The sequence below is a fragment of the Bradyrhizobium sp. STM 3566 genome, assembly GCF_045571445.1.
In the GTDB taxonomy this organism is placed as follows: domain Bacteria; phylum Pseudomonadota; class Alphaproteobacteria; order Rhizobiales; family Xanthobacteraceae; genus Bradyrhizobium; species Bradyrhizobium vignae.
Genome location: NZ_CP120692.1, coordinates 4,774,479 through 4,791,150 on the forward strand (window position 1 = coordinate 4,774,479; position 16,672 = coordinate 4,791,150).

The following is a 16,672-nucleotide window of genomic DNA, read 5'->3' on the forward strand; positions in this document are numbered from 1 at the left end:
AGATGCAGCACGCATCTGGAGAGTGTTACCCGGTAACAGATCAGACCGCAGCGATCTCGTACCCTGCCATCAGTTCCAACGCGCGCACCATCGCCGAATGATCCCAGGCCTTGCCGCCATGGGCGGTGCAGGACGAGAACAATTGCTGCGCCACTGCGGTGCTCGGCAGCGAGAGGCCGAGCGTCCGCGCGCCTTCGAGCGCAAGGTTGAGATCCTTCTGGTGCAGCTCGATGCGAAATCCCGGATCGAAATTGCGCTTCACCATGCGCTCGCCATGAACTTCGAGAATCCGCGACGAGGCGAAGCCGCCCATCAGCGCCTTGCGCACCAGCGCGGGGTTCGCACCAGCCTTGGATGCGAACAGAAGCGCTTCGCTCACCGCCTCGATCGTCAGCGCGACGATGATCTGGTTGGCGACTTTCGTCGTCTGACCGTCGCCATTGGCACCGACATGCGTGACGTTCTTGCCCATCTTGTCGAAGATCGGCTTCATGGTGCCAAAGGCCCGCTCCGGCCCACCGACCATGATGGTGAGGCTCGCAGCTTTCGCCCCGACCTCTCCGCCCGAGACAGGTGCGTCGAGATAGTCCGCACCGAGCGCCTCGATCTTCTTGGCGAACTCTTTCGTCGCCAGCGGGGAGATCGAGCTCATGTCGACCACGATCTTGCCCTTGGAGATGCCGCTTGCGACGCCGTCCTTGCCGAACAGCACTGCTTCGACATGCGGCGTATCCGGCACCATGATGATGACGGCATCCGCCCGCTCCGCGACCTGCTTGGCCGATTTGCAGGCGATGCCGCCGGCGGAAATCAGCTCCGGCGCGATCGGCGCGAGATCATGCAGGAGAACGCGATGGCCCGCAGCCAGAAGATGGCCGGCCATCGGCCGTCCCATGGTGCCAAGTCCGATGAAGCCGATATTGGTCATGGTTTGATTTCTCACAGTTGGAGTAGCAAAGTTCATCGACGCATTCGGTGCACCTCTCCCGCTTGCGGGAGAGGTCGGCGCGTAGCGCCGGGTGAGGCTTCTCTCCACGTTGGGATTTCTTCCGCAAGGATCCCATCGCGGAGACACCCTTTCCCGCACGCGGCCGCACGCGGGAGAGGGAGCGCACCGTCATCGCGGCCGCATCTGGCCCTCAGGTCTCAAACGTCTGCGCCGCGTGCCACGAAAGGCCTTCCAGCGTCGTTGTGCGCGGCTTGTATTCGCAGCCGATCCAGCCGCGATAACCGATCGCGTCGAGATGGCGGAACAGTCCGATGAAGCCGATATTGGTCATGGTTTGATTTCTCACAGTTGGAGTAGCAAAGTTCATCGACGCATTCGGTGCACCTCTCCCGCTTGCGGGAGAGGTCGGCGCGTAGCGCCGGTGAGGCTTCTCTCCACGTTGGGATTTCTTCCGCAAGGATCCCATCGCGGAGACACCCTTTCCCGCACGCGGCCGCACGCGGGAGAGGGAGCGCACCGTCATCGCGGCCGCATCTGGCCCTCAGGTCTCAAACGTCTGCGCCGCGTGCCACGAAAGGCCTTCCAGCGTCGTTGTGCGCGGCTTGTATTCGCAGCCGATCCAGCCGCGATAACCGATCGCGTCGAGATGGCGGAACAGGAAGGGATAGTTGATCTCGCCGGTGCCGGGCTCATGGCGGCCGGGATTGTCGGCGAGCTGGATGTGGGCGATCTGGGGCAGATATTCCTGCATGGTGCGGGCGAGATCGCCCTCCATGATCTGCATGTGGTAGATGTCGTACTGGATGAAGAGGTTGTTCGAGCGCACTTCCGAGATCAGCTGCACCGCCTGCTCGGTGCCATTGAGATAGAAGCCGGGAATGTCGAGCGTGTTGATCGGCTCGACCAGCAGCTTGATGTTCTCGCGCGCCAACGTCGAGGCCGCGAAGCGCAGGTTTCCGATCAGCGTTTCCTGAAGTTCGCGGGGATCAGCGTCGACAGGCGCAACACCGACGAGACAGTTGAGCTGGTCGCAATCGAGCGCCTTGGCGTAGTCGATGGCGCGGAACACGCCGTCGCGAAACTCGGCGCTGCGGTCGGGCAGGATCGCGATGCCGCGTTCGCCCGCTGCCCAGTTGCCTGCGGGGAGATTGTGCAGCACCTGCGTGAGGCCATGGGCCTCGAGCTGCTCACGCAGCTGCGCCTTGTCGAAATCATAGGGGAAGAGATATTCGACTCCGGAGAAGCCCGCCGCCTTCGCTGCGGCGAAGCGGTCGAGGAACGGCATCTCGTTGAAGAGCATGGTGAGGTTGGCAGCAAACTTCGGCATGATGCTCTTCCCTATTCCGCCGGCTGCAACACGCGGGTGGCGCCGACTTCGTCGAGCGGAAGATCCAGCACTTCCTCGAACTCGACGATGTTGTCGATCTCCGCGCCCATCGCGATGTTGGTGACGCGTTCGAGAATGAACTCGACCACCACGGGCACACGGTGCTTCGCCATCAGTTCACGTGCGGTGGCGAACGCCGCCTGCGTGTCCTTCGGATCAGTCACGCGGATCGCCTTGCAGCCGAGACCTTCGGCGACCGCAACGTGGTCGACGCCGTAGACGCCGATCTCGGGCGCGTTGATGTTCTCGAAGGAGAGCTGGACGTGGTAGTCCATATCGAAGCCGCGCTGGGCCTGGCGGATCAGGCCGAGATAGGAATTGTTCACGACGACGTGGATGTAGGGCAGATTGAACTGCGCGCCGACCGCGAGCTCCTCGATCAGGAACTGGAAGTCGTAGTCTCCGGAGAGCGCGACGATGTCGCGATCCGGGCACGCCGCGCGCACGCCGAGCGCGGCCGGCAGCGTCCAACCGAGAGGACCCGCCTGCCCGGCGTTGATCCAGTTGCGCGGCTTGTAGACGCCCAAAAATTGCGCGCCGGCAATCTGCGACAGGCCGATCACGGTGACATAGGTGGTATCACGACCGAACGCCTTGTTCATCTCTTCATAGACGCGCTGCGGCTTGATCGGGACGTTGTCGAAATGGCTCTTGCGCAGCATCGTCTTCTTGCGATCGCGGCAGGCCGCAGGCCACGCCTGGCGCTCGCGGAGCCTGCCTGACCGCCGCCACTCCCTGGCGACGGTGACGAAGAGCTCGAGCGCGGCCTTGGCGTCCGAGACGATGCCGAGATCGGGATTGAACACACGCCCGATCTGGGTCGGCTCGATGTCCACGTGGACGAATTTGCGGCCCTTGGTGTAGGTCTCGACCGAACCGGTGTGGCGGTTGGCCCAGCGGTTGCCGATGCCGAGGACGAAGTCGGATTCCAGCAGCGTGGCGTTGCCGTAGCGGTGGCTGGTCTGAAGGCCGACCATGCCGGCCATCAGCACGTGGTCGTCGGGGATCGCGCCCCAACCCATCAGCGTCGGGACAACAGGCACGTTGGCGATCTCGGCGAATTCGACCAGAAGCTCGGAGGCATTGGCATTGATGATGCCGCCGCCGGCGACGATCAGCGGCCGCTCGGCGGCGTTGAGCATCTCCAGCGCCTTCTCGACCTGCTTGCGCGTCGCGGTCGGCTTGTAGACCGGCAGCGGCTCATAGGTCTCGTCGTCGAACTCGATCTCGGCAAGTTGCACGTCGAGCGGCATGTCGATCAGCACCGGTCCCGGCCGGCCCGACCGCATCACATGAAACGCCTGGCTGAATACGCGCGGCACCAATGCCGGCTCGCGCACCGTCACCGCCCATTTGGTCACGGGTTTTGCGATCGACTCGATGTCGACGGCCTGGAAGTCTTCCTTATAAAGCCGCGCCCGCGGCGCCTGCCCGGTGATGCAGAGGATCGGGATGGAATCGGCGATCGCCGAATAGAGCCCGGTGATCATGTCGGTGCCGGCCGGCCCTGACGTTCCTATGCAGACGCCGATATTGCCAGCCTTTGCCCTTGTATAGCCCTCGGCCATGTGCGAGGCGCCCTCGACATGCCGCGCCAGGATGTGGCGGATCGAGCCGCGCTTCTTCAGCGCCGAATAGAGCGGATTGATCGCAGCCCCGGGAACACCAAAGGCAGTCGAGATGCCTTCCTTCTCCAGGATACGCACGGCCGCATCGACAGCTCGCATCTTCGCCATATCGGACCTCGCTCAGGTTAAGTCAGCGAGCGAGATCATCAGATGCGCGGAAGCCGATCTCAACGAGATCGATTTTATTTTCCACGATGCGGCAGCCACGGAAAAATCGTGGCGGTCTCAATCAGTTAGATCGAGATATGTGTGAAAGCCGCTTCACTCGAACAGCGGCGCCAGTTCCATCTGCGGCACCAGCACGAGGCCCTTGTCGGTGATGCGAATTTCCGGAATGACCGATAGGGGAATCAAATTGAAGCCCATGTAGGGGATGGTGCAGCCGGCCTCGGCCCACTCTTTCTTCAGCGCCTTGACCTCTTCGGCCACTTCTGTAACGCGCTTGTCCGAGAGCAGGCCTGCGATCGGCAGCGGGACCAGCGCCCTCACCCTGCCGTCGGCCACGACGCAGACGCCGCCCTGCCGGTCCTTGATGGCGGCGATGGCGACCTGCATATCGCCCTCGTTGGTGCCGGCGACGATGATGTTGTGGCTGTCGTGCCCGACACTGGAGGCGACCGCGCCGCGCTTCAGGCCGAAATCCTTCAAAAGGCCGTAGGCGACGTTGCCGGCCGATTTGCCGTGGCGCTCGACCACCGTGACGAAACAGAGGCCGTAGCGCGCGAACAGCGACGGCCAGTCCTTTGCGGGCTCGATCGCCACCTTCTCGTGGATCAAGGTGATGCCCGGCAATGCGGTCTTGATGGCGTTGATGGTGCAGGCCTTCGCGGGCAGTTCCGGCGTCAACTTCATCTTCTCCGGCAGCTTCACGGTGGCATAAGCCGCCTTCGGATATTGATAGCGCTGCGACAACACCCGATCGAGGCTATCAGTGATCTTGCCGTGCTCGACCACGAGCTCGCCGCCATACCACGTGCATTGCGGCTTGAGCTGGTCGTCCATCAGCACGAGATCGGCGCGACGGCCGCCGCCGAGGCCGCCGATTTCGCCCTCCATGTTGAAGCGCGTCGCGCCATGCAGCGAGCCCATCGACCAGGCCTGCTCCGGCGACATCCCTGCTTTCACGGCTTCGCGGACCACCCAGTCGACACCGAACAGCAGCAGATCGTCGGCGTCGCGATCATCGGTGCACACGGCGGTGCGCTTGTGCGAGGCCCCGAGCTCGGTGATGGTCCGGATCGCCTGCGGCAGCGAATGCCAGGGCGTCGTTGGCGGGCCGCCGCGCAAAAACACCCAGACGCCGGCATCGAGCAGATCGTCGGCGATGTCGCGGTCGATTGCCTCGTGGGTGTCGGTGATGCCGGATGCCGCATAGGCCGCGACGAATTCGCGGCCATAGACGTGGCCGGATACCGGACGTCCCCGTTTCAAAGCAGCCGCGAGGATCGCATGACTGCGATCGTCGCCCATGGTCACCGGCACGAAATCCATCTTCTCGCCGAGCGCGACCGCTTCTGGCCAGCGGTCGAACAGGCCGGCGATCTTGTCCGGCGTCAGATCGCCGCCTGCAGTCTCCAGCTCGGCCGATGTCGCCGGCACCGTGCTCGGCACCGTCAGGAAGATCGAGAGCGGCGCCTCGCGCGCGTCCTCCAGCATCGCCTCGACGCCGGCAACGTCCATGACATTGCCGATCTCGTGGCTGTCGCAGAAGATCGTTGTGGTGCCGTTGAGCAGCGCGGCCTCGGCATACGCGCAGGCCGTCACCATCGAGGATTCGATGTGGATGTGCGGATCGACCAGGCCCGGCGCGATGATGCCGCCAGCTGCGTCGTAGGTCGTGACGTCGCGCCATACCTTCCGTGCTGTTCCGGAAGGCTTCACGGCCGCGATACGGCCGCCTGTGATCCAGACCTCCCGCGCCGGATGGATCCGCTCCGAATAGGTCGAGAGCACCCGCGCCCCGGTGACGACGAGATCCGGCGCGGCGCGTGCGGATGCGACATCGGCGAGACGTCGCGTCATGCTGTGAAGCGGCGCGACGGAGAAGCGGGTGAGCTTGTTCATCGGGGCTCTCGCGTGGGAATGATAGCCCGCGATGGTTGCCGCCGTTGGCGGCGAGGGCAACTCAAATAATACAGCACCCGTGCTTACGCATTGGGCAGAGGACCCCGACGTATCGAGGCATCGGGGCCCAACCTACCACTGCGGTCAGTCGCAGATGCGGCGGCGAACCACAACATCCTCACCGAACCGGTTGACCCGGTGTTGTACGATGGTGCGGCAACCGCCGTAGTATTGGTCACCGTCGTAGTCACGGTAGCATCGGTCCGGGCCAACATAGACGCCGCCGGAACCGATGCCAAACTCAACAGCGTTTGCTGTTGTTACCGCTCCCGCAGCTAGAGCAGCCACTGCGGCGAGCGCGAGGATCATTCACTTCATTTGGCACTCCTCTCGCAAGTGACGGAGCATTGGGCCAACGATCGGGCTTGAGATTGGTTTCGTGACGATGAGCGAACACCAATGCAGAAAATCGTCGTTCCATTAAAAACAGCGCGTTCAGATCGGGAACCAGCTTGCGGCGCAATCGCACCAATTTACGCATCACTCATTGTGGCGTTTGCCACGCGCCGAAATTGGAACCCTTATGATGTTACCCATACCCATTTTGCAATTGTCTGCGCGCGGCGCTCGGATCTAATTGAAACAGCAGAATTCGCCTTCGCATGTGCTTGGAGTTTCACTTTTGCGGTTAAGAGCTTTCGCATCTGAATTGGATTTCGCGGCGAAAAGCATATGTGAGTTCAAACAAAGTTTGAGGTTGTCGCCGTTTGCCGCTCGAAATGCGATGGGGCGGATTGTCCGCATCGGGCTGCAGTGATGCTTGTAAGCGGAGTTGGTAACCGGCTTCTGTCAGCACTGCCGACCGCGGATCTCGATCTTTTGACACCCGATCTACAGACGGTCACTCTCGATCGGGAAGAGGTCGTCTCGCGAGTGGGGGATCATACCGAACACGTCCTCTTCCCTCACAGCGGCGCCGTTTCGGTGATGGTCGATATGGCGAATGGGCAGACGGTCGCCAGCGCCGCAATAGGGCGCGAGGGGGCAGTGGGCACTCTGTCCGTGCTGGGACCATCCCCTGCGGCCGTTACGACCATCGTTCGTGCCGCGGGGACGGCCTCGCGGATCCCCGCAGCGCGATTCCATGCTGCTTTCAGCCGGAGTCCTGCGATCCGGCACGTAGTCCAGCTTCACTTCAAGGCGGTGCTGATACAGTTTCAATTGGGCGGGGCTTGCAATGCACTGCATCCGGTCCAAGCCCGCATGGCACGCTGGCTGCTTCAACTTCACGATCGCATCAACCAAGACGTCCTGCCTCTCACGCAGGACGCGCTTTCGCAGATGTTGGGTGTGCGACGAACGACGGTGACGCTCCTGATGCGCAATCTGCGCGCTTCCGGAGCGATCAGATCTGAGCGGCGGGGCGAAATCGAGATCGACTCATCGCGGCTCGCTGCGGTGGCGTGCGAATGCCGCGACACCATGCGGCTCGAACTCGAGAAGATCTTCTCTATGAGTACAGCGCCATCTCGCGCTTTCGATCTGCCGATCCGGTAGAAACGGGCGATGCTCCTAGCTAGTCCTCGTTCGCCTTGAACCGCCCCAGCCCCTTGAGCACGAACGGCGCCAGCAGCGCGATCAGCGCGACACCGAGCAGCGTCGCCGAGATCGGGCTCTGCAGCAGCGTCATGGGATCGCCGAGGCTGATCGCGAGTGCGCGGCGGAGCTGGCTCTCGGCGATCGGGCCGAGGATCAGGCCGACGACGACCGGAGCAATCGGAAAATCGAACCGGCGCATCAGGAAGCCGAGCACGCCGAAGCCGGCCAGCATCGACAATTCGACGACCGACGGCTTGGCCGCGATCGTGCCCATGGTTGCGAACACGAGAATACCGGCATAGAGCCAAGGCTGCGGGATCGCGAGCAGCCGTACCCACAGGCCGACCAGGGGCAAGTTGAGCACCAGCAGCATCATGTTGGCGATGAACAGGCTCGCGATCAGGCCCCAGACGAGGTCAGGCCGTTCGGCGAACAGCAGCGGGCCCGGGTTGAGGCCGTATTGCTGGAAGCCCGCCAACATCATCGCGGCGGTTGCCGAGGTCGGAAGTCCCAGCGTCAACAGCGGCACCAGCGTGCCGGCGGCGGAGGCGTTGTTGGCGGCCTCAGGTCCCGCGACGCCTTCGATCGCGCCCTTGCCGAACTCTTCCGGATATTTCGTGAGACGCTTCTCGGTCGAATAAGACAGGAAGGTCGGGATCTCGGCGCCGCCGGCGGGCAGCGCGCCGATCGGGAAGCCGAACATGGTGCCGCGCAGCCACGGCTTCCACGACCGCTTCCAGTCTTCCCTGGTCATCCACAGCGAGCCGCGCACCGGCTCCAGCTTCTCCTCGGTGTGGTGGCGGCGCGATGCGACGTAGAGCGCCTCGCCCACCGCGAACAAGCCGACCGCGAGCGTCGTCACCTCGACCCCGTCGAGCAATTCAGGCACGCCGAACGCAAGCCGGGCCTGGCCGGTCAGCTTGTCGATGCCGACGAGGCCGAGCGTCAGGCCGACGAACAGGCTGGTCAGGCCGCGGACCGGGGAATCGCCGAAGGTCGCCGACACCGTGACGAAGGCGACGCACATCAGCGCAAAATAATCCTCGGGGCCGAAGCGCACCGCGAAGTCGACCAGCCAGGGCGCGAGGAAAGCGAGCCCGATGGTGGCGATGGTGCCGGCGACGAAGGAGCCGATCGCAGAGGTCGCGAGCGCCGGCCCGCCGCGGCCGGCCTTGGCCATCTTGTTGCCTTCGAGCGCGGTCGCCATCGATGCGCTTTCTCCGGGCGTGTTGATGAGGATCGCGGTGGTCGAGCCGCCATACATGCCGCCATAGTAGATGCCGGCGAACATGATCAGCGAGCCGCCGGGATCGAGCTTGTAGGTCACCGGCAGCAGCAGCGCGACCGTCAGGGCCGGGCCGATGCCGGGCAGCACGCCCACGGCCGTGCCGAGGAACACGCCGATCAGCGCGTAAAGCAGGTTCATCGGCTGGACGGCGACCGCCATGCCATGCGCCAGCGCGGCAAAAGTATCCATCACAGCAATCGCTCCAGCGGGCCCGCAGGCAGGCTCAGCGTCAATAGCCGGTCAAAGGCGAGATAGATCAGGGTCGACATCACGAGGGCGATGGCGCTGTCGACGAGGACCGCGCGGCGACCGAAGGCAGCGGACGTCGTCACGAACAGCGCCGAGGTCGCCAGGATGAAGCCGCCGCCAAAGCCGATGATCGCAATCAGCAGCGCGAGGCCGACGAGGATCAGAAAGACCGGCACGGGACCGGTGCTCTCACGTGGCGGCAAGTTGCCGCGCAGCGCATCGATGAAATTGCCGACCGCCAGCAGCGCAAGGCCGCTGGCGACCACGACGGGCATCACCTCCGGCCCCATGCCGTACATCGCGGCGGATTGCAGGCCGCGCGCGTCCCAGACCAGCACCGCTGCGAGCGCCGCCAGCAACGCAGCGATAACGATGCCGGCGCGATCGACACGCCGCGGCGGCTGCGCAGAATCGCCTGATGTCATGACTTGACGAGACCGACCGATTTCAGCACGTCGGTGACGCGCACGGTTTCCTTCTTCAGGAAGTCGGCGAAGGCGTCGCCGCCGAGATAGGCGTCCTCCCAGCCCTTCTGCTTGAGGATCTCCTTCCAGGCGTCCGACTTCACCATCTTCTCGACCGCATCGCTCAAGGTCTTGCGCTGCTCCGGCGTGATGCCGGGAGGTGCGACCACCGAGCGCCAGTTGGCGATCACGAGGTCGATGCCCTGTTCCTTGAAGGTCGGGATGTCGCTGCCGGCAATGCGCTTCTCCGATGTCACGCCGATCGCGCGCAGCTTGCCGGACTTGATCTGCCCTTCATATTCGCTCAGCCCCGAGATGCCTGCGGTGACCTTGCCGCCAAGGATCGCAGCGAGCGACTCGCCGCCGCCGGAGAACGGGATGTAGTTGATCTTCTTCGCGTCGGCGCCGACGGCGCCGGCGAACAGCGCAGCCATCACATGGTCGACGCCGCCAGCCGAGCCGCCGGCGAAGGTCACCTTGGCGATATCCGCCTTCACCGCGGCGGCCAGATCCTGCCCGGTCTTGATCGGCGAGTTCGCGGGCACCACGATCACCTGGATTTCCTCGGTGAGACGCGCGATCGGCGTCACCTGTTCGAGCGTCACCGGCGACTTGTTCATGGCGAGCGCGCCCACCATGACGAAGCCGTTGACCATCATCTGGTTGCCATCGCCCTTGGCGCCATTGACGAACTGCGCGATGCCCACGCTGCCGCCCGCACCGGGAACGTTGGTGACCTGCACGCTGCGGGCGACGCCGGAGGCCACCAGCGCCTGCTGCATCGAACGCGCCGTCTGGTCCCATCCCCCGCCTGGGGCGGCCGGCGCCATCAGCTTGAGCTCGAGCTGCTGGGCAAAGGCCGGATTGGCTGCCGCCAGGGTCAACGCGACGGCTGCGCCGACAAGGCGCACGGGAAATCGAAACATGCAGGCATCTCCAGGCTCGTGCGGACTTCGCCGCATTATGTCGTTTGGTCGCATATCAACCAAAACGGCCGATGCTGTCCAGTGAGATCCCCTCAGGGTTTTGGCTAGCGGGATGCCGGGATCACCCCGCCAAGCGCGGCCGTCAATTCGGCAGCGACATCCCGGACGATCTGGCCAATCTCCGGCAAACGCTCGTCGGTGACGCGGCTGGTCATGCCGGATACGGAAATCGCGGCTAGCGGTTCGGCCAAAGCATTGTATACCACCGCGGCTACGCAGCGCAGGCCGATCTGTGCCTCCTCATCGTCGACGGCAAAGCCCTGCTTGCGGATTTTTTCAAGCTCCTTGAACAGGTCACTCGGCCGCACGATCGACTTCTCGGTCAGCCGGGGCATGCCGTGATGGCGGATGACGGCGCCGACGTCCTCGTCTGAATAGGTTGCGAGCACCGCTTTGCCGACGCCGGAGGTCACCATGGGAACGCGGCCGCCGACCTTGGTCAGCGAGCGCATGATCTCGCGGCTTTCCATGCGGGTCAGCACGATGATGAACTCATCGTCGACCACGGCGAGATTGGCGGTCTCGCGGGTGAGATCGCGCAGCTTGCGCAAGTAGGGAATCGCCTGCGCGGAAAAATTACGCCTCCGCGCAAAGCTGGCGCCAACTGTGAAGCTGCGCACGCCGACATGCCATTTCGATTCGCCACGGTCGAACTGCACGAAACGGCGGCTTTCGAGCGTTGCGAGCAGTCGGTGCACGGTGGAAGCCGACAGGCCGGTACGGATCGCAAGATCGCTGAGGCGATAACCTTCGTCGTCCTCGGCCAGCGTCTCGATGATCGACAGCGCGCGATCAACGGACTGCACGCCACCGTCGCGGCCCTCTTGATCAGCCTCCGCCGGCGATCTGGGTTCGAGCGATTTGCGCCGGATCACGTTCTTGCTCATCGCGACCTGCCGCTCTGGCTGGCATCATTCCGGGGCGCGCGTGAGCGCGAACCCGGAATCTCGAGATCCTCAGGTGCGCAAGCGCGCACCATAGTTGGACGCTTCGCGCCGCCCCGGGACGACGGGAGAGACAACGCTCAGAGCAGCCCTGCCCCGCGCGCCCACTTGTACTTGGCGCCGAGGACCTCGACCGGCAGCTCGGTCGAGTAGGCGTAGGCCGGGATACCGTTCTGGTAGAGATATTCGGCGGCTTCCTCGACCTCGACGTCGCCCGCGAGCGAGGCGACCATGGGCTTCACGAAGCCCTTGGCCTCCATCTCCTTCTTCACCTCGACCATGTTGCGGGCGAACACCATCGGTGGGGTCACGATGGTGTGCCAGTAGCCGAGGATCAGGGCGTGGATGCGCTCGTCCGACAGGCCGAGCTTCACCGTGTTGACGTAGGTGATCGGCGGCTCGCCGCCGGTGATATCCACAGGATTTCCGGCCGCACCAAACGGCGGGATGAACTTGCGGAAGGCCGCATCGAGGTCCGGGGGCATCGACATCAGCGACAAGCCGTTGTCGACGCAGGAATCCGACAGCAGCACGCCCGAGCCGCCGGCACCGGTGATGATGAGCACGTTCTCGCCCTTCGGCGTCGGCAACACCGGCACGCCGCGGGCGAATTCGAGCAGCTGGCGCAAGCTGCGCGCACGGATCACGCCGGACTGCTTGAACACGTCCTCATAGATGCGGTCGTTACCGGCGAGCGCGCCGGTGTGGGAGGACGCAGCCTTCGCACCGGCCGAGGTGCGGCCGGCCTTGAGCACGACGACCGGCTTCTTCTTGGAGACGCGCTTGGCGGCTTCCGCGAAGGCGCGGCCGTCCTTGAGGTCTTCGCAGTGCTGCGCGATCAGATTCGTGTTCGGGTCCTGCTCGAAGAAGGCGAGCAGATCGTCCTCGTCGATGTCCGACTTGTTGCCGAGGCCGACGATCGCCGAGACGCCCATCTTGGCCGAGCGCGAGAAGCCGATGATGGCCATGCCGATGCCGCCCGACTGCGACGACAGCGCCGCGTGGCCCTTGACGTCATAGGCCGTGCAGAAGGTCGCGCAGAGATTGGCCGGGGTGTAGTAGAAGCCGTAGATGTTCGGCCCCATCAAGCGGATGTCGTACTTCTTGCCGACCTCCACGATCTCGGCCTGCAGCTCCGGTGCGCCGGCTTCGGCAAAGCCCGAGGGAATCAGGACTGCGCCCGGAATCTTCTTCTCGCCGCATTCGGTGAGAGCTGCCGCCACAAACTTCGCGGGAATCGCGAACACCGCGACGTCGATCACGCCCGGCACGTCCTTGACGCTCTTGTACGCCTTATAGCCGAGGATCTCGGCGGCCTTGGGATGGATCGGATAGATCTCGCCCTTGTAGCCGCCGTTGATGAGGTTCTTCATCACGGAGTTGCCGATCTTGCCGTCCTCGGCGGAGGCGCCGACCACGGCGACCGCTTTCGGCTGCATGATGCGGTTCATCGCCGCGACGATCTCCTCAGTCGGGCGCGGCTTCGGCTTCGGCTTGTAGGCGAAATCGACGACGATGCGCACGTCCGCGGCGGTCGCGCCCTTCGGCGTCGCGAACACAGGGTTGAGGTCGAGCTCGACGATCTCCGGGAAATCGGTGACGAGCTGCGAGACCTTGACGATGACGTCGGCCAGAGCGTTGCGGTTCACCGGCTCGCTGCCGCGCACACCCTTCAGAATCTCGTGTGCCTGGATGCCGTCGAGCATCGAGAGCGCGTCTTCCTTTGTGGCAGGCGCGAGGCGGAACGTGATGTCTTTCAAGACTTCGACCAGCACGCCGCCAAGGCCGAAAGCCACCAGCTTGCCGAACGAACCGTCGGTGATCGAACCGACGATGACCTCGGTACCGCCGGCCAGCATCTGCTGCACCTGGACGCCCTCGATCTTGGCATCGGCCTTATATTTCTTCGCGTTTCCGAGAATGGTCTCGTAGGCCTTCGCGGCTTCCTCGGCCGTCTTGAGGCCGACGATAACGCCGCCGGCTTCGGTCTTGTGGAGAATGTCCGGCGAGACAATCTTCATTACGACGGGGAAGCCCATCGCGGCCGCCATTTTGCCGGCTTCGCCCGCCGATTTCGCCACGCCCTCCTTCGGCACCGGAATGCCATAGGCGTCGCAGACCAGCTTGCCTTCCGGCGCGGTCAGGCTGGTGCGGTTGTCCGCCTTGACCTGGTCAAGCACCTTGCGGACGGCATCTTTGGAATTGGACATGTGGCTTCTCCCTTGACCTCAGTTCGTTCTTTGCAAAGCGCGCGCGTGGTTTGCGGCTGCCTGTGATGCTTGCCATTCGCCGCGCTCTGTTCCATGCGACGGAACGGAGTGGCATAAAGCCCAAGACTACTCCGCCGGCTTGGATCAAAAATGGCTGGCGATGGCATTTGGTATGCCAGAAGCCAACTTGTCAAGCCGCCACGCATCTAAGAACGCCGCAAAAATAGGCAGCTTGACATTCTGGCATGTGGTATGCCAAAAACTTTCCCGTCAATATTCCTGTAAAAGACGACTCCCACTGGAGGAGATTCGTCGTGTCACTACGGAAACCAACCAAGGCATTGCCGAACATGGCCGAGGCAGACATCGCAATCGTTCGTATTGCGCCGGAGAGCAGCTTCAAGAACAAGGCGTATGACGCCTTGAAGGAAGCCATCCTCAAGATGGACATCTACTCGACGCCCGAGCCGGTGATGCTCGACGAGCGCGCGCTGTCCGAACGCCTCGGCGTCAGCCGCACGCCGATCCGCGAAGCCATCGCGATGCTCGAGCAGGACGGCTTCGTGAAGACGGTGCCGCGCCGCGGCATCATGGTGGTGCGCAGGACCAAGAGCGAGATCGTCGACATGATCCGCGCCTGGGCGGCGCTGGAGAGCATGGCCGCCCGCCTCATCACCACCACCGCACGCAAGAAGGACATCTCGGCGCTGCGCGACTTCTTCAAGGATTTCGGCAAGGACCGCCTGCCCGAGGATCATGTCGAGGAATACTCCAAGGCCAACATCGCCTTCCACCAGGCGCTGATCTCGCTGTCGGAATCCCCCGTGCTGGTCGACCTCACCAACGACCTGTTGCTGCACGTGCGCGGCTACCGGCAACTGACGATCGGGCGCAAGGACCGCACCGCGACCTCGCTGCCCGAGCATCTCGGCATCATCGAAGCCTTGGAAGCGCGCGATACCGAGCTCGCCGAGAAGCGCGCCCGCGATCACACCCTCGGTCTTGCCGCTTACGTCGAAGCGCACGGCCAGGAACTCTTCACTTAAGCAACGTTCACCAGAAGGGCGAACAATTCGCCCCAACGACCTTGAGACCAGGGAGACAAGGCCCATGCTGAATACCGCGACCAAGTCCGAAGCACCGGGCACCGAGCAGGAACTGACGGATGGCTTCCATCTCGTCATCGACGCGCTCAAGCTGAACGGCATCAACACCATTTATAATGTGCCGGGCATCCCGATCACGGATTTGGGCCGCATGGCGCAGGCCGCCGGTATTCGCGTGATCTCCTTCCGCCACGAGCAGAACGCCGGCTACGCCGCAGGCATCGCCGGCTATCTCACCAAGAAGCCCGGCGTTTGCCTCACGGTGTCGGCGCCCGGCTTCCTCAATGGTCTCACTGCGCTCGCCCACGCCACCACCAACTGCTACCCGATGATCCTGGTTTCGGGCTCCTCCGAGCGCGAGATCGTCGACCTCCAGCAGGGCGACTACGAAGAGATGGACCAGCTCGCGATTGCAAAGCCCCTGTGCAAGGCGGCCTATCGCGTGCTGCACGCCCAGGACATCGGCATCGGTTTCGCCCGCGCCATTCGCGCTGCGGTCTCGGGCCGTCCGGGCGGCGTCTATCTGGACCTGCCGGCAAAGCTGTTCGGGCAAGTGATGAACGCCGAGGCCGGCCGGAAGTCGCTGGTCAAGGTGATCGACGCGGCGCCCGCGCAGATCCCCTCGCCCGCTTCGGTGAAGCGCGCGCTCGACGTGCTCAAGAGCGCCAAGCGTCCGCTCATCATTCTCGGCAAGGGCGCGGCCTACGCGCAGGCCGATGAGGAGATCAAGAACTTCGTCGAGAAGAGCGGCATGCCGTTCCTCCCGATGAGCATGGCCAAGGGCCTCCTGCCCGACACCCATCCGCAGTGCGCCGGCGCGGCCCGCTCGACCGTGCTGAAGGAGTCCGACGTCGTCATGCTGATCGGCGCGCGGCTGAACTGGCTGCTCTCGCACGGCAAGGGCAAGAGCTGGGGCGAAGCGCCGAAGAAGTTCATCCAGGTCGACATCGAGCCGAAAGAAATGGACTCCAACGTCGAGATCGTCGCGCCCGTCGTCGGCGACATCGGCTCAGTGGTCTCCGCCTTCAACCAGGCGATGGGCTCGAGCTGGACTGCACCGCCCGCCGACTGGACCAAGGCCGTCTCGACCAAGCGCGAAGAGAACGTCGCCAAGATGGCGCCGAAGCTCATGAACAACAAGTCGCCGATGGACTATCACGGCGCGCTCGGCGTCTTGAAGAACGTCATCAAGGAGTATCCCGAGGCGATCCTCGTCAATGAAGGCGCCAACACGCTCGACCTCGCTCGCGGCGTCATCGACATGTACCGCCCGCGCAAGCGCCTCGACGTCGGCACCTGGGGCGTGATGGGCATCGGCATGGGCCAGGCGATCGCGGCCGCGCTCGAGACCGGCAACCCCGTGCTGGCGGTGGAAGGCGACTCGGCGTTCGGCTTCTCCGGCATGGAGGTCGAGACGATCTGCCGCTACAACCTGCCGATCTGCGTCGTGATCTTCAACAATGACGGCATCTATCGCGGCACCGATGTCAACGGCGCCAATTCCGATCCGGCGACCACCGTGTTCGTGAAGGGCGCGCGCTACGACAAGATGATGGAAGCCTTCGGCGGCGTCGGCGTGAATGCCACCTCGCCGGATGAACTGAAGCGCGCCGTCAACGAAGCCATGAAGTCCGGCAAGCCGACGCTCATCAACGCCGTGATCGATCCGGCCGCGGGCTCGGAGAGCGGCCGCATCGGCAACCTCAATCCGCAGAGCGTTCTGCAGAAGAAAAAGTAAGTCCACCCCTTCAACCCTTACTCCCTGTGGTTAGCAGGGGCAGACAGAGTACGGAGCAAC

The 16,672-nt window shown here is 63.8% G+C and carries 14 protein-coding genes and 1 pseudogene; 4 read left to right on the forward strand and 11 right to left on the reverse strand.

Annotated elements, in window-relative coordinates; genetic code table 11:
• Positions 1-40 precede the first annotated feature (40 nt).
• The 6 genes and pseudogenes from P6U27_RS23125 to P6U27_RS23150 form a co-directional block, all read right to left on the reverse strand.
• Positions 41-928 (reverse strand): 2-hydroxy-3-oxopropionate reductase, encoded by an 888-nt coding sequence (locus P6U27_RS23125; RefSeq protein ID WP_209294327.1) that lies wholly within the window; start codon positions 926-928, stop codon positions 41-43.
• A 211-nt stretch (positions 929-1,139) separates the two neighbouring features.
• Positions 1,140-1,271 (reverse strand): annotated as a pseudogene (locus tag P6U27_RS23130) (hydroxypyruvate isomerase); the annotation flags it as partial.
• Positions 1,272-1,490: 219 nt separating this feature from the next.
• On the reverse strand, positions 1,491-2,276 hold the full coding sequence (gene hyi, locus P6U27_RS23135; protein ID WP_122404061.1) for a hydroxypyruvate isomerase: 786 nt from the start codon (positions 2,274-2,276) through the stop codon (positions 1,491-1,493).
• A gap of 11 nt (positions 2,277-2,287) precedes the next feature.
• Entirely contained in the window at positions 2,288-4,072 is a 1,785-nt protein-coding gene (gene gcl, locus P6U27_RS23140) for a glyoxylate carboligase (RefSeq protein WP_122404062.1), read from the reverse strand.
• Between the two features lie 153 nt (positions 4,073-4,225).
• Positions 4,226-6,028 (reverse strand): adenine deaminase C-terminal domain-containing protein, encoded by a 1,803-nt coding sequence (locus P6U27_RS23145; protein ID WP_407192701.1) that lies wholly within the window; start codon positions 6,026-6,028, stop codon positions 4,226-4,228.
• A 144-nt stretch (positions 6,029-6,172) separates the two neighbouring features.
• Positions 6,173-6,397 carry a hypothetical protein gene (locus tag P6U27_RS23150; protein WP_407192702.1) on the reverse strand — a complete coding sequence of 75 codons (225 nt, stop codon included), beginning with the start codon at positions 6,395-6,397 and terminating at the stop codon, positions 6,173-6,175.
• Between the two features lie 90 nt (positions 6,398-6,487).
• On the opposite strand from P6U27_RS23150, the gene P6U27_RS23155 reads away from it, so the two are divergent.
• The gene (locus tag P6U27_RS23155; RefSeq protein ID WP_145987023.1) at positions 6,488-6,736 is read left to right on the forward strand and encodes a hypothetical protein; all 249 of its coding nucleotides are present in this window, start codon (positions 6,488-6,490) and stop codon (positions 6,734-6,736) included.
• 108 nt (positions 6,737-6,844) lie between these two features.
• Positions 6,845-7,585 carry a Crp/Fnr family transcriptional regulator gene (locus P6U27_RS23160; protein WP_245162605.1) on the forward strand — a complete coding sequence of 247 codons (741 nt, stop codon included), beginning with the start codon at positions 6,845-6,847 and terminating at the stop codon, positions 7,583-7,585.
• A 19-nt stretch (positions 7,586-7,604) separates the two neighbouring features.
• On the opposite strand, the gene P6U27_RS23165 is transcribed toward P6U27_RS23160, so the two are convergent.
• The 5 genes from P6U27_RS23165 to P6U27_RS23185 form a co-directional block, all read right to left on the reverse strand.
• Entirely contained in the window at positions 7,605-9,104 is a 1,500-nt protein-coding gene (locus tag P6U27_RS23165; protein WP_122404066.1) for a tripartite tricarboxylate transporter permease, read from the reverse strand.
• Positions 9,104-9,589 (reverse strand): tripartite tricarboxylate transporter TctB family protein, encoded by a 486-nt coding sequence (locus tag P6U27_RS23170; protein WP_122404067.1) that lies wholly within the window; start codon positions 9,587-9,589, stop codon positions 9,104-9,106. Before P6U27_RS23170 ends, P6U27_RS23165 begins: the two co-directional genes overlap by 1 nt.
• Positions 9,586-10,554, reverse strand: a complete 969-nt coding sequence (locus tag P6U27_RS23175) for a tripartite tricarboxylate transporter substrate binding protein (RefSeq protein ID WP_162500356.1) — start codon at positions 10,552-10,554, stop codon at positions 9,586-9,588. Before P6U27_RS23175 ends, P6U27_RS23170 begins: the two co-directional genes overlap by 4 nt.
• A gap of 104 nt (positions 10,555-10,658) precedes the next feature.
• Positions 10,659-11,501, reverse strand: coding sequence for an IclR family transcriptional regulator (locus tag P6U27_RS23180; protein ID WP_122404069.1), 843 nt, complete (start codon positions 11,499-11,501; stop codon positions 10,659-10,661).
• A 137-nt stretch (positions 11,502-11,638) separates the two neighbouring features.
• Entirely contained in the window at positions 11,639-13,768 is a 2,130-nt protein-coding gene (locus P6U27_RS23185; RefSeq protein ID WP_122404070.1) for an acetate--CoA ligase family protein, read from the reverse strand.
• Positions 13,769-14,118: 350 nt separating this feature from the next.
• Here P6U27_RS23185 and P6U27_RS23190 point away from each other — a divergent pair, with 350 nt between their 5' ends.
• The gene (locus tag P6U27_RS23190) at positions 14,119-14,814 is read left to right on the forward strand and encodes a GntR family transcriptional regulator (RefSeq protein ID WP_162500618.1); all 696 of its coding nucleotides are present in this window, start codon (positions 14,119-14,121) and stop codon (positions 14,812-14,814) included.
• 64 nt (positions 14,815-14,878) lie between these two features.
• Positions 14,879-16,612 (forward strand): oxalyl-CoA decarboxylase, encoded by a 1,734-nt coding sequence (gene oxc / locus P6U27_RS23195; protein ID WP_122404072.1) that lies wholly within the window; start codon positions 14,879-14,881, stop codon positions 16,610-16,612.
• Positions 16,613-16,672 lie beyond the last annotated feature (60 nt).